Genomic DNA, 12,624 nt, shown 5'->3' with positions numbered 1-12,624 from the left:
ATGGCGGGTCGGGCGGTGGTGGTCGGTGGCGGCATCGGAGGGCTGGCGGCGGGCATCGGGTTACGCGCCGCAGGCTGGGAGGTCACGGTCCTGGAGCGGTCCGCCGGGCTGCCGGAGACCGGGACCGGCCTCGGCATCTGGCCCACGGCGATGCGCGCGTTGGACACGCTCGGCGTGGGCGACGAGGTGCGTCGGCGGGCCCGCCGGCAGGGCGGCGGATCGATCCGGCGACCGGACGGAAGCCGCATCGCCGCCATCGACGTCGACCGGCTGGAACGCCGCCACGGCGAGCCGGTCCACCTCATCACCCGGCCGGCGCTGCTCGCGGCGCTGGCCGGCGCGCTGCCCGGACCGGCGCTGCGATTCGCCGCGCCGGTCGTCGACCCGGGCGCGCTCGTCGACGCGTACGACCTGGTGGTCGGCGCGGACGGGATCAACAGCGTGGTCCGCGTCGCGTTGCACGGGCAGCGCTGTCCGCTGCGCTACGCCGGCGCGGTGGCCTGGCGCGGGGTGGCTGACGTGGAACTGTCCGAGGGGGGTGAGACCTGGGGGCGGGGCCGCCGGTTCGGGCTCACGCCGATCGGTGACGGGCGGACCAACTGGTACGCCTCGGTGCGCCTCCCGAAAGGGCATCCCGCGCCGGTGGACGACGTCGCCGAGCTGCGCCGCCTCTTCGGTGACTGGCACCCGCCGGTGCGCCGGGTGCTGGACGTCCTCACCCCGCCCGGCGTCCTGCGGCACGAGATCCGCGACCTGACGCCGCTGCCGTCCTACGTGGCCGGCCGGACGGCACTGCTCGGCGACGCCGCCCACGCCATGACCCCCGACCTCGGGCAGGGCGCCTGCCAGGCGCTGATCGACGCGGTCGCGCTGGCCGACTGCGTCCGCGACGCCGACGACCTGCCGGCCGCGCTGCGGGCGTACGACAGGCGCCGACGCCGGCCCACCCAGCGGATCGCGGCCGGCGCGCGGTGGGCCGGGCGGCTCGCCCAGGCCCGGCGGCTGCTGCCGGTGCGGGACGCGGTGCTTCGGCTGGCGCTGGCCGCAGGCCCACCGGCCTGAGCCCCCCCCGCCCGCCCCCGCCCACGCCCCCGCCCCCGGGGCCCCGACGCCCCGGCACCCTGTTTCACGGAAAGAGTGGCTAACTGGGCCCCGAAGGCCACTCTTTCCGTGAAACAGGCGCATGGGGGGCGGCGCGTGGCGGCGGGGCGGGGCGTCTGAGGCCCGGTGCGGGCCCGCGTATGGGGGTGGGGGCGCACTGGCGTGACCTGGCACACATTCGATACGGACCTGTTCCGTATCGAAACTCGCTCACCTACGCTCGGCAGCGTTACGAGTCTGCCCCGTATCGTATTCGGACGCGGGTGAGTCGGGGGGAGAACCCAGATGGAAGCGCACGAAAACACCGGGCACCCGAGGAGGTGGGCGATCCTGGGCGTGCTGGTGATCAGCCTGCTCGTGGTCGTCCTCGACAACACCATCCTCAACGTCGCCCTGCGTACGCTCGCCGACCCGGTGCACGGCCTCGGCGCCAGCCAGGGCGACCTGGAGTGGGCGATCAACTCCTACACCCTCGTCTTCGCCGGCCTGCTCTTCACGTTCGGCGTGCTCGGCGACCGGTTCGGCCGCCGGCGCTTCCTGATCCTCGGGCTGGTGCTGTTCGGGCTGGCCTCGCTGCTCTCCGCGTACGCGCAGGACCCGGCGCAGCTCATCGGCGCGCGGGCCCTGATGGGCGTCGGCGGCGCCGCCATCATGCCGGTGACGCTCTCGATCATCTCCAACGTCTTCGACCCGCGCGAGCGCGCCCGCGCGATCGGCGTCTGGGCCGGCGCGGTCGGTCTCGCCGTGGCCATCGGCCCGGTGCTCGGCGGCGCCCTGCTGGAGCACTTCTGGTGGGGCTCGGTCTTCCTGATCAACGTGCCGGTGGTGGTCGTCGGCGTGGCGCTGGTGGCGATGCTGGTCCCCGAGTCCCGGGACCCCGCTCCCGGCCGGGTGGACGTGCTCGGCGTGCTGCTCTCCGTGGTCGGCCTGGTCGCCCTCACCTACGGCATCATCGACGGTGGCGAGCACGGCTTCGGCCGGCCGCAGGTCTGGGCCGCGATCGTCGGCGGGCTCGCGGTGCTCGGCTGGTTCGTCGCCCACGAGCTGCGCAGTGACCACCCGTCGCTGGACGTGCGACTGTTCCGGGTGCCCCGGTTCGCCGCCCCGGTGGCGTTGGTCGGGCTGGTCTTCTTCGCCGCCATGGGCGTGATGTTCTTCGGCGCGTTCTACCTCCAGCTCGTGCGTGGCTACAGCCCGCTGGAGAGCGGCCTGCTCTTCCTGCCCTTCGCGGCCGCCCAGCTGATCTTCGCGCCGCGCAGCGCCGCGATGGTCCGTCGCTACGGCGGCCGGGCGGTCGCCGCGGTCGGGCTGCTGCTGACCACGATCGCGCTCGCCGCGTTCGTGTTCATCGACGCGGACACGCCCATCTGGATCTTCTCGGCGGTGGGTTTCGTGCAGGGCGCCGGAATGGCCAACATCATGCCGCCGGCCACCGAGTCGATCATGTCGGCGCTGCCTCGCGAGAAGGCCGGCGTGGGCTCGGCGGTCAGCAACACGGTCCGCCAGGTGGCCGGCGCGCTCGGCGTGGCGGTGCTCGGCTCGGTGCTCTCCGCGGTCTACCGCGACCAGGTCGGCCCCGCGGTGGCCGCGCTGCCCGCCCCGGTCCGAGACGCCGCCCGGGAGTCGGTCTCCGGCGCGTACGCGGTCGCCGACCGCCTCGGCCCGGCCGCGCCGCGACTGATCGACGCCGCCAACGACTCCTTCGTCTCCGCGATGCACTGGGCCGCCGGCATCTCCGCGCTGGTGGCCGCGCTCGGCATCGTGATCGTGGTGCGGTGGATGCCGGGGCGGGCGGTCGTCGCGCCCGACGCCGCCCCGGCCACCGAGCCGGAGTTGGCCGGGACCGCGTAGGTTCGTGGACAATGTCTGACATGACGTCCACGACGGGTGCTCCGCGATCGCCGGGTCGACCGCGGAGCACCCGCGCCGACGAGGCGATCGTGGAAGCCACCCTCGACCTGCTCGCCGAGGGCAGCACGATCGAGGCGCTCTCCATCGAGGCGATCGCGGCCCGGGCCGGGGTCGGCAAGGCCACCATCTACCGCCGCTGGTCGGGCAAGGAGGCGCTGCTGCTGGACGCGCTGCGCCGGCTCAAGGGCGTCCCGCCCCGCCCCGGCGGGCGTTCCGTCCGGGACGACCTGGTGCTGCTGGTCGGCGCCGTCGGCCAGCACACCGACCCCCGGGCCCGCAAGATCATGCCCTGCCTGGTGCCCGAGGTGAGCCGCAGCTCCGCCCACCGGCAGGCCTACGAGGCGATCATCGAGCCCCGGCGGCAGGCCATGCGCGACGTGCTGCGCCGCGCGATGGACAGCGGCGAGTTGCGTGCCGACCTCGACATCGAGGTGGCCATGGCGTTGCTCACCGCGCCGATGCTCACCCAGCGCATGTTGCACTGGCACCCCGAGCTGGACGAACGCATCCTGCCCGAGCGGATCGTGGACGCCGTCCTGGACGGCCTGCGCGTCCGCTGACGCCCGGCCCGCGCGCCCGCCGGCCGGGGTGCGCGCCGACGTCAGCCGGCCGGGGTGCGCAGCCGGTGCAGGCGCAGCGCGAGCTGCACCTCCAGCGCCCGCTCCGGCTTCTGCCAGTCGGCGCCGAGCAACTGCCCGACCCGCTCCAGCCGCTGGGTCACGGTGTTGACGTGCACGTGCAGCTGCTCGGCCGCCCGGGCCAGGCTGCCGCCCACCCCGAAGTACGCCTCCAGCGTCCGCACCAGCGCGGTGCCCCGCCGGGCGTCGTAGTCGACCACCGGCCCCACGGTGGCGGTGAGGAACCGGGCCACGTCCCGGTCGCCGGCGTCGCCGACCGCCCCGAGCAGCAGCCCGACGAAGCCCAGCTCCGCGGTGCTCGCGCCCTGCCCGGCCCGGCCCAACGCGCCGAGCGCGGTCAGGCAACGCTCCGCCTCGGCGAACGCGACCGCCAGCGACGCCGGACCGGTCGACGGCCCGCTCGCCCCGGCGGTCACCGGGCGGCCGGTCACCCGGGACAGGTCCCGGGCCACCGCGCGGGCCGCGCCGCCGGCGTCCCGGCCGGGCAGCATCAGCACCACCCGGCCGTCCCGCGCCGCGGCCAGCCCGCCCCGCGTCGAGGCGTACGTGGTGGCCCAGGAGAGCACCCGCTGCCGGGCCGAACCGGTCTCGGCGAACGCGTCGTCACCGACCGCCACCAGCACGTGCGGGGCGTCCAGGTCCACCCCGATCCGGCGGGCCCGGCCGCGCAGCGCGTCGGCGTCCCGCAACGGGCGGGCGATCAGGTCGTCCAGCAGCTCGCCCCGGACCCGCCCCTCCGCCTCGGCCACCGTGCGGCGGAACAGCAGCAGCAACGCGGTCACCAGCGCGGCCCGCTCCAGGATGCGCTGGTCGGCGTCGACCAGCTCGTCGTCCGGGCGCAGCACCAGCGCGCCCAGGTTCTCGGTGCCGGCCACCACCGCGGCGTACCAGAGCGGGCCCCGGCGTACGCTGCGCCCCTCGGTGCGCGACGCGGCGACCGCCTCCACGATGTCCGCCCGGTCCGGCTCGTCGATCTCGCCGACCCGGGCCAGCCGCCGCCCCTCGGCGTCCAACGCCAGCAGCGCGCCGCCGAGCACCTCGGTCACCGCGGCCGCCACGTCCTCCATCCCGCCGCCGCGTACCACCAGCGCGGTCATCCGGTCGTGCGCGGCGGCGGCCCGCTCCACCGAGCTGCTGTGCGCCTGGATCGTGCCGTTCGCCGCCGACAACTCCGCCAACGCGGCCCGCGTCTCGGCCAGCAGCCGCGCGGTGTCGATCGCCACCGCGGCGTGCGCCCCCAGCGAGACCAGCAGCGACACCTCCTCCCGGGCGAACGGGCGCGCCGACCGGTTGGCCGCGTAGAGCACGCCGATCACGCTGGAGCCCAGCCGCAGCGGCACCCCCAGGATGGCCACCAGGCCCTCCTCGCCCACCCCGCCGTCGATCTCCCCGGTGTGCCGGAACCGTTCGTCCTCCTGGTAGTTCGAGGTGACGTACGGGGTGCCGGTCTGCGCCACCAGACCGCCCAGCCCGTCGCCCATCTCCAGCCGCAGCCGCTGGAACCGGGCCGAGATCGACCCGTCGGTGACCCGCATGTACGTGTCGCCGCGCTCGTCGTCGTTGAGCGTCATGTACGCCACGTCGGTGCCGAGCAGGATCCGGGCCCGGTGCACGATCGCGCGCAGCACGTCGTCCAGGTCCCGCAGGCCGGCCAGGTCGCTGGCGGTGTCGTACAGGCCGGACAGCTCGGTCTCCCGGCGCCGGCGGCGCTCCAGCAGCGCCCGCACCCGTAGCGCCACCACCTTCGCCTGCTCCAGCTCCGCCAGCCGGTCGGCGGGCAGGCCGGCGGCGCGCGCGGCGACCAGCGGACCCTCGAACTCGACCGCGGCGGCCTCACGCGCCAGCAGCTCCAGGAACTCCACCGGCGACGACATGACCGACATTGTGCGCGGCGCCACTAGTTGGCCGTCCAGCCCCCGTCGAGGGCGATCGAGGCGCCGGTGAGGAACGCGGCCGGCGGCGCGCACAGGTACGCCACCAACTCCGCCACCTCCTCCGGCTCGATCAGCCGCTTGATCGCCGCCCGCGCCAGCATGATCTTCTCGATCACCTCGTCCTCGCCGATGCCGTGACTGGCCGCCTGGTCGGCGATCTGGCTCTCCACCAGCGCGGTCCGCACGTACGCCGGGTTGATGCAGTTGGCCGTCACGCCGTGCGCGGCGCCCTCCAGCGCGACCACCTTGGACAGCCCTTCGAGGGCGTGCTTCGCCGAGACGTACGCCGCCTTGAACGGCGAGGCGCGCAGCCCGTGCACCGAGGAGATGTTGACGATCCGCCCCCAGCCGTTCGCGTACATCCGGGGCAGCGCCCGGCGGATCAACAGGAACGGCGCCTCGACCATCACCCGCTGGATGTACTCGAACCGCTCGACCGGGAACTCCTGCACCGGCGCGACGTGCTGCAGGCCGGCGTTGTTCACCACGATGTCGGCGTCCACCTCGAGCCGGCCCACCGCCTCCGGGTCGGCCAGGTCGACGCCCTCGGCCCGGCCGCCGGCCTCGGCGGCGACCGCCTTGGCCGCCTCCACGTTGCGGTCCAGCACCACGACCGAGGCGCCGGCCGCCGCCAGCCGCAGGGCGCAGGCCCGTCCGATGCCGCTGCCACCACCGGTCACCAGCGCGCTGCGACCGGAGAGGTCGACGTGTACGACGTGGGGGACCGCCACGGGTTCTGCCGTCATGGCGCAAGAAGTTACGAGGCGTGTGGCCCCGGGCACATGGGGCGGCGACACATACTCGACCGCTTCGGTGTGTGGTGCGTTCCGCCCCGTTCCGCCCCCGGCGTGTCCGCCCGTCCGCTGGTCGGACCCGACCAGTAGGGTGTGTCGAACACACGTACTGCTGACGGCTCGGGGAGGAGGCGGCGTGCGCGTGCTGGGCGTCGACCCGGGGCTGACCCGGTGCGGGGTCGGCGTGGTCGAGGGCTTCCCCGGGCGCGCCTGCACGCTTGTCGCCTACTACGTCGTCCACACCGATCCCGGGGACGACCTGCCGCTGCGCCTGCTGCACCTGGACCGGTCGCTCACCGACCTGGTCGCCGAGCACCGGCCGGACGCGGTCGCCGTGGAACGCGTGTTCAGCCAGCACAACGTGCGCACCGTGATGGGCACCGCCCAGGCGAGCGGCATCGCGGTGCTCGCCGGCGCGCGGGCCGGGCTGCCGGTGACGACCTACACCCCGAGCGAGGTGAAGGCGGCGGTGACCGGTTCCGGTCAGGCCGACAAGAAGCAGATGACCACCATGGTCACCCGCCTGCTGCGGCTGGCGGAGCCGCCGAAACCGGCCGACGCCGCCGACGCGCTGGCGCTGGCCATCTGTCACGTCTGGCGGGGCGGCACCCGGTCCAAGCTGGCCGCGGCCGCCGACGAGGCCCGACGAGGAGGGGCGCGACGATGATCGCGAGTGTGCGCGGCACCGTGACCGCGACCGGTCCGGATCACGCGGTGGTGGAGGTGGGCGGCATCGGCCTGGCCGTACAGTGCGCCCCCGGCACGCTCGCCGACCTGCGGGTCGGCCAGCCGGCCCGGCTGGCCACCAGCCTGGTGGTCCGGGAGGACTCGCTCACCCTCTACGGCTTCGCCGACGACGACGCCAAGCAGCTGTTCGAGCTGCTCCAGACCGCGAGCGGGGTCGGCCCGCGGCTGGCCCAGGCGGTGCTCGCCGTGCACACCCCGGACGCGGTCCGCAAGGCCATCGCCAACGCCGACACCGCGGCGCTGACCCGGGTGCCGGGGATCGGCAAGAAGGGCGCCGAGCGGCTGGTGCTGGAGCTGCGCGACCGGATCGGTCCGGTGGCGATCGGCCCGGACGGCGCGGCCGGGGTGACCGCCGGCGCCTGGCCGGAGCAGGTGCGTCAGGCGCTGGTCGGGCTCGGCTGGTCGGCGGCCCAGGCCGAGCAGGCGGTGGCCGCGGTCGCGGAGACCGTCGACGGTGCGACCCCGCCGGTGCCGGTCCTGCTCAAGCAGGCCATCCGCCTGCTGGGCCGCACCCGATGAGGTCGGTCGGCCGGCCGTCGGGGGGAGCGCGCGGATGAGCAACGAGAACCTGGTCTCGGCGTACGTCAGCGACGCGGAGCTGGACGCGGAGGCCAGCGTCCGGCCGAAGCGGCTCGCCGAGTTCATCGCCCAGGACCGGGTCCGCGACCAGCTCGACCTGCTGTTGCAGGGCGCGATGCGGCGCGGTTCCCCGCCCGACCACATCCTGCTCTCCGGCCCGCCCGGGCTCGGGAAGACCAGCCTGGCCAACATCGTGGCGGCCGAGCTGGGCGCCGGCATCCGGGTGACCAGCGGGCCGGCGATCGAGCGGTCCGGCGACCTGGCCGCGATCCTGACCAGCCTCGCCGAGGGCGACGTGCTGTTCATCGACGAGATCCACCGGATCGCCAAGCCGGCCGAGGAACTGCTCTACAGCGCCATGGAGGACTTCCGGGTCGACGTGGTGGTGGGCAAGGGGCCCGGCGCGACCGCCATCCCGCTGGACGTGGAACCGTTCACGCTGGTCGGCGCCACCACCCGGTCGGGTCTGCTGACCGGCCCGATGCGCGACCGGTTCGGCTTCGTCGCGCACCTGGACTTCTACTCCCCGGCCGACCTCAAGACGCTGCTGCACCGGTCCGCCCGGATCCTCGGCGTGCCGATCACGCCGGAGGGCGCGGCGGAGATCGCCGGCCGGTCCCGGGGCACGCCGCGGATCGCCAACCGGCTGCTGCGCCGGGTCCGGGACTACGCCGAGGTCCGCGCCGACGGCGTGGTCACGGTGGAGACCGCCCGGTCCGCGCTGACCGTCTACGACGTGGACGCGCTCGGCCTGGACCGGCTCGACCGGGCGGTGCTCAAGGCGCTGGTGGACTCGTTCCGGGGCGGCCCGGTCGGGGTCTCCACCCTCGCGGTGGCGGTGGGGGAGCAGCCGGACACGGTCGAGGAGGTCTGCGAGCCGTTCCTGGTGCGGGCCGGGCTGCTGGCCCGGACGCCCCGGGGCCGGGTGGCGACCGAGGCGGCCTGGCGGCACCTGGGGCGCAACCCCCCGAATGGTACATTTGGCATGGAAGCCCCTTCGGGCCCCGATCTGTTCTCGACGCAGACCGATCGGCCGTGATCCTAACGTGATCTGTGCCGCATTCGGTCTTCTCAGGAGCAGGGACTAGACTTCGCCGCGGTCTGTACAGGACGTGAGAATCCGCCTCCGCTGCGGTGCCCCCCGGGGCCGGCGGGGGCCAACCGGAAGGTCGACACCGTGCTTTACGCAGCAGCGAGTGGCGGGGGAGCCGGCGGTCTGACGCCGATCCTCATGATCGCTCTGCTCTTCGTCGTCATGTACTTCATGATGATCCGTCCGCAGCAGAAGCGCCGCCGGGAGGCGGAGCAGATGCAGTCCGCTCTCGCCCCGGGCGACGAGGTGGTCACCATCGGCGGCCTGCACGGCACGGTCACCGTGGTCGAGGACGAGACGGTCCTGCTCGAGGTCGCCCCCGGTGTGCAGACCCGGTACGCGCGTCCCGCCGTGGCCCGGGTGGTCAAGCGGGCCGAGGCGCCCGAGGCCGAGACCATCAGCGAGGAAGCCGAGCCGATCAAGGAGTGACCAGTCGCCCCGGACGGGGCAGCGGAAACACCCCCACAAGTGGATAGTTGGGTCGGCGTCCGTCGTCGGCACGCGGCCGGACCCGCGCGACGCCCCCGCGTCGCGCCGGGGTCTGCGTGCCGGTCGCCGGTGCCGGCCAGCCGGAGCAGTCGGGCGGACACCCCCGGCCCGACAGGTGTCGCCGCCGTGGAAGCGGCGCGACCGTACAGGGAGACAGGACAGCCGTGGCACCACCTCAGGGACAGATGCGCCCCGGACGGCAACTCGCCGTGCTCGGGTTCATCTTCGTCGTCCTCTATCTTTTGGTGTTCTTCTCGGGCGGCGCCAGCGGTGGCTGGAAGGACCGGCTGGAGCCCCGGCTCGGCCTGGACCTCATCGGCGGCACCCGGCTGACGCTCGAGGCCACCAACACGGTGGACGGCAAGCCGCCGACCGCCGAGAACCTCGAAGAGGCGCGCCAGATCATCGAGAGCCGGGTCAACGCCTACGGCGTGGCCGAGGCGGAGGTGGTCACCGAGGGCAACCGGAACATCGTCATCTCCCTGCCCGGCGAGAACCGTGACCTGACCGACGTGGGCAGCGCCGCCGAGCTGCGCTTCCGCAAGGTGCTCAAGGCCACCGACGGCAGCGGCGCGGCCGCCGCCCCGCCGCCGAGCCCCAGCGCCTCGGCGGCCCCGTCCGGCAGCGCCAAGCCCTCGGGCAGCGCCTCACCGAAGCCGTCCGGCAGCGCGTCGCCGAAGCCGAGCGCCAGCGCCAAGGTCACCGCGTCGCCGAGCGCCGGCGGGCAGGGCGGCATGGCCCCCGCGCCGAGCGCCAGCGCCACGCCGACGCCGTCGGCCCCGGCGAGCGCCGCGCCGAGTCCGAGCGCCAGCGCCGCGCCGGTGCCGCAGAGCATCGAGCAGCAGCGCAAGGCCGTCGAGCAGAAGGTGGGCGCGGCCGCCTGGGCCGCCGCCTCCGGGCTCCAGGCCCCGGCCGACCCGGCGCAGGCCGCCGCGTTCAAGCCGTTCGGCACGCTCTCCCCGCAGGAGACCGCGGTGCTCCCGGTCGAGATGCAGTTCAACGTCCCGACCATCACCTGTGCCCAGCTCGACAAGCGGCCGGCCGGCTCGATCAACGACCCGAAGCAGAAGGCGGTGGCGTGCGAGTCCGGCGCCAAGTACCTGCTCGACGTGGCCAAGGTGGAGGGCACCGACGTCAAGAACGCCTCCGCCCAGCTCGACCAGACCAGCGCCTGGGTGGTCAGCCTCACCTTCAAGGGTGACGGTCAGGAGAAGTGGACCGCGCTGACCCGCGAGGCGTTCAACAACGAGGGCCAGGCCTGCGACCAGACCGCGCTCGGCCAGGACGGCAAGTGCCGGGTCGCCGTGGTGCTGGACAACGAGATCGTCTCCTCGCCGGAGATCCAGGGCGTGCTCACCGGCGACTCGCAGATCACCGGCAGCTTCGACAACAAGTCGGCGAACGCGCTGGCCAGCCAGCTCCGCTACGGCGCGCTGCCGGTCACGTTCGAGCCGCAGGAGAGCCAGAACGTCACCGCGACGCTTGGTGACAGCCACCTGCGGGCCGGCCTGCTGGCCGCCGGCATCGGCATGCTGCTGGTCATCATCTACTCGTTCTTCTACTACCGGCTGCTGGGCTCGGTCATCTTCCTCAGCCTGGTGCTCTCCGCGCTGCTGGTCTTCGGCGCGCTGGTGGTGCTGGGCCGGTCGATCGGCTTCACGCTCACGCTCGCCGGCATTGCCGGCATGATCGTCTCACTCGGTGTGGCGGCGGACTCGTTCGTCATCTACTTCGAACGCCTCAAGGACGAGATCCGCGAGGGCCGCAGCCCGCGCAGCGCGGTGCCCCGCGCCTGGATCCGGGCCCGCCGGACGATCATCTCGGCGAACGCCATCACGCTGATGTCGGCCGTGGTGCTCTACATCGTGTCGGTCGGCGCGGTGAAGGGCTTCGCCTTCGCGCTCGGCCTGGCGACCGTGCTCGACCTGGTCGTCGTGTTCCTCTTCCGTCACCCGATCATGACGATGTTCGCCCGCACCCGGGCGTTCCTGTCCCCGCGGGTCAGCGGTCTGGGCCGGGCGCTGCCGGCCCGGTCGGCCGAGCCGGGCACCGCCCGCAACCCGCGCGTCAAGGAGGCCTGAGATGGCTAAGAGTGGTCTGGCCGCCCGGCTCTACCGGGGCGAGGCCGATCTCAACATCGTCGGCAAGCGCAAGCTGTGGTTCGGCGTGGCCGGCGCGCTGGTGCTGATCGCGGTGCTGAGCTTCGCGATCAACGGGTTCAAGCTCGGCATCGAGTTCGCCGGCGGCAACTCGTTCCAGGTGCCGGCCAGCGTCGGCACGCTCGACCAGGCCGAGCGCACCATCGACGACGTGCTGGCCAAGGAGGCCCCCGGCGTCGAGGTGGTCACCGCGCAGAAGGTCGGCGGGGCCGGCGGCGAGACCTACGAGATGCGCACCGGGCAGCTCAGCCAGGAGCAGGCCAACGCGGCCAAGACCGCGATGGCGCAGGAGTTCGGCATCCCGGCCGACCAGATCAGCGGCAGCCAGGTCTCCGAGGCCTGGGGCAGCCAGGTCACCTCCCGCGCGTTCCTCGGCCTGCTGATCTTCCTCGCCGTGGTGTCGATCTACCTGGTGCTGCGCTTCGAGTGGCGGATGGCGGTCGCCGCGATCGTCTCGCTGCTCACCAACCTGGTCCTCACCTCCGGCATCTACTCGCTTGTCGGCTTCGAGGTCACGCCGTCGACGATCATCGGCTTCCTCACCATCCTGGGCTTCGCGCTCTACGACGTGGTGGTGGTCTTCGACAAGGTGCAGGAGAACACGCGGGGCATCACCGCGAACAACAACCTCACCTACGGCGAGGCGTCGAACCTGGCGCTCAACCAGAGCCTCATGCGTTCGCTGAACACGTCGGTGGTGGCGCTGCTCCCCGTCGGCGGCCTGCTGTTCATCGGCGCCGGCCTGCTCGGCGCCGGCACCCTGAAGGACCTGGGCCTGGTGCTCTTCGTCGGCATGGCGGTGGCGTTCCTGACCTCGATCCTGCTGGCCACCCCGCTGCTGGTGCTGCTGAAGAACCAGGACCCGCGGATCAGCGCGCACAACAAGCGGGTGCTCTCCCGCCGGGCGGCCATCGCCCGCGGCGAGGTCACGCCGAAGGGCGCCCCGCGTCCCGCGTCGACCGGTGACCAGCCGATCGAGGCGGACGCGGCGCTGGCCGGCGCCGCCCCCAAGGTCGGCTCCCGGCCGACCGGCAAGCGCCCCAGCGGCGCCCGGGGCGGTCGGCCCAGCGGTGGCGGAGGCAACCGGCCGGGCGGCGCGAAGCGCCGCTGACCGCAGGACCCGAGAAGATCGACCGGACGGCGTCCGTCATGCTGTTACCACGGCATGACGGACGCCGT

General features: G+C 73.8%; 11 protein-coding genes. 9 read left to right on the top strand and 2 right to left on the bottom strand.

The genetic code is table 11. The annotated features are described in order from the left end of the window. The 3 genes from ACLQ2W_RS15515 to ACLQ2W_RS15505 all read left to right on the top strand — a co-directional run bounded on the left by ACLQ2W_RS15515 (position 1) and on the right by ACLQ2W_RS15505 (position 3,572). Positions 1-1,062, top strand: coding sequence for an FAD-dependent monooxygenase (locus ACLQ2W_RS15515; RefSeq protein ID WP_425787036.1), 1,062 nt, complete (start codon positions 1-3; stop codon positions 1,060-1,062). 324 nt (positions 1,063-1,386) lie between these two features. Further along, entirely contained in the window at positions 1,387-2,952 is a 1,566-nt protein-coding gene (locus ACLQ2W_RS15510) for an MFS transporter (protein ID WP_405093573.1), read from the top strand. A gap of 11 nt (positions 2,953-2,963) precedes the next feature. After that, the gene (locus tag ACLQ2W_RS15505) at positions 2,964-3,572 is read left to right on the top strand and encodes a TetR/AcrR family transcriptional regulator (protein WP_405093574.1); all 609 of its coding nucleotides are present in this window, start codon (positions 2,964-2,966) and stop codon (positions 3,570-3,572) included. A gap of 41 nt (positions 3,573-3,613) precedes the next feature. On the opposite strand, the gene ACLQ2W_RS15500 is transcribed toward ACLQ2W_RS15505, so the two are convergent. Both ACLQ2W_RS15500 and ACLQ2W_RS15495 read right to left on the bottom strand, forming a co-directional pair. Next, the gene (locus tag ACLQ2W_RS15500; RefSeq protein WP_425787034.1) at positions 3,614-5,533 is read right to left on the bottom strand and encodes a helix-turn-helix domain-containing protein; all 1,920 of its coding nucleotides are present in this window, start codon (positions 5,531-5,533) and stop codon (positions 3,614-3,616) included. Between the two features lie 14 nt (positions 5,534-5,547). Beyond that, a complete protein-coding gene (locus ACLQ2W_RS15495; RefSeq protein ID WP_425787033.1) occupies positions 5,548-6,330 on the bottom strand; it encodes a 3-hydroxybutyrate dehydrogenase in 783 nt (260 codons plus the stop codon). A 184-nt stretch (positions 6,331-6,514) separates the two neighbouring features. Here ACLQ2W_RS15495 and ruvC point away from each other — a divergent pair, with 184 nt between their 5' ends. The 6 genes from ruvC (at position 6,515) to secF (ending at position 12,556) form a co-directional block, all read left to right on the top strand. Further along, positions 6,515-7,045: a crossover junction endodeoxyribonuclease RuvC gene (gene ruvC, locus ACLQ2W_RS15490; protein ID WP_405093576.1), complete on the top strand. Its 531-nt coding sequence runs from the start codon at positions 6,515-6,517 to the stop codon at positions 7,043-7,045. Then, positions 7,042-7,644, top strand: a complete 603-nt coding sequence (ruvA, locus tag ACLQ2W_RS15485) for a Holliday junction branch migration protein RuvA (RefSeq protein WP_357300388.1) — start codon at positions 7,042-7,044, stop codon at positions 7,642-7,644. The genes ruvC and ruvA overlap by 4 nt, the downstream gene beginning before the upstream one ends. Before the next feature lie 34 nt (positions 7,645-7,678). Beyond that, positions 7,679-8,743 (top strand): Holliday junction branch migration DNA helicase RuvB, encoded by a 1,065-nt coding sequence (gene ruvB / locus ACLQ2W_RS15480; protein ID WP_405093577.1) that lies wholly within the window; start codon positions 7,679-7,681, stop codon positions 8,741-8,743. 138 nt (positions 8,744-8,881) lie between these two features. After that, positions 8,882-9,226, top strand: a complete 345-nt coding sequence (gene yajC, locus ACLQ2W_RS15475) for a preprotein translocase subunit YajC (protein ID WP_425787032.1) — start codon at positions 8,882-8,884, stop codon at positions 9,224-9,226. Positions 9,227-9,450: 224 nt separating this feature from the next. Continuing rightward, positions 9,451-11,367, top strand: a complete 1,917-nt coding sequence (secD, locus tag ACLQ2W_RS15470; protein WP_425787031.1) for a protein translocase subunit SecD — start codon at positions 9,451-9,453, stop codon at positions 11,365-11,367. Between the two features lies 1 nt (position 11,368). Beyond that, the gene (secF, locus tag ACLQ2W_RS15465) at positions 11,369-12,556 is read left to right on the top strand and encodes a protein translocase subunit SecF (RefSeq protein WP_425787030.1); all 1,188 of its coding nucleotides are present in this window, start codon (positions 11,369-11,371) and stop codon (positions 12,554-12,556) included. Positions 12,557-12,624: the final 68 nt, after the last annotated feature.

The organism is Micromonospora sp. DT227 (genome assembly GCF_049841835.1).
GTDB lineage: Bacteria > Actinomycetota > Actinomycetes > Mycobacteriales > Micromonosporaceae > Micromonospora.
Note: the sequence above shows the minus strand (reverse complement) of the source record. Positions and strands in the feature narration are given on the sequence as shown.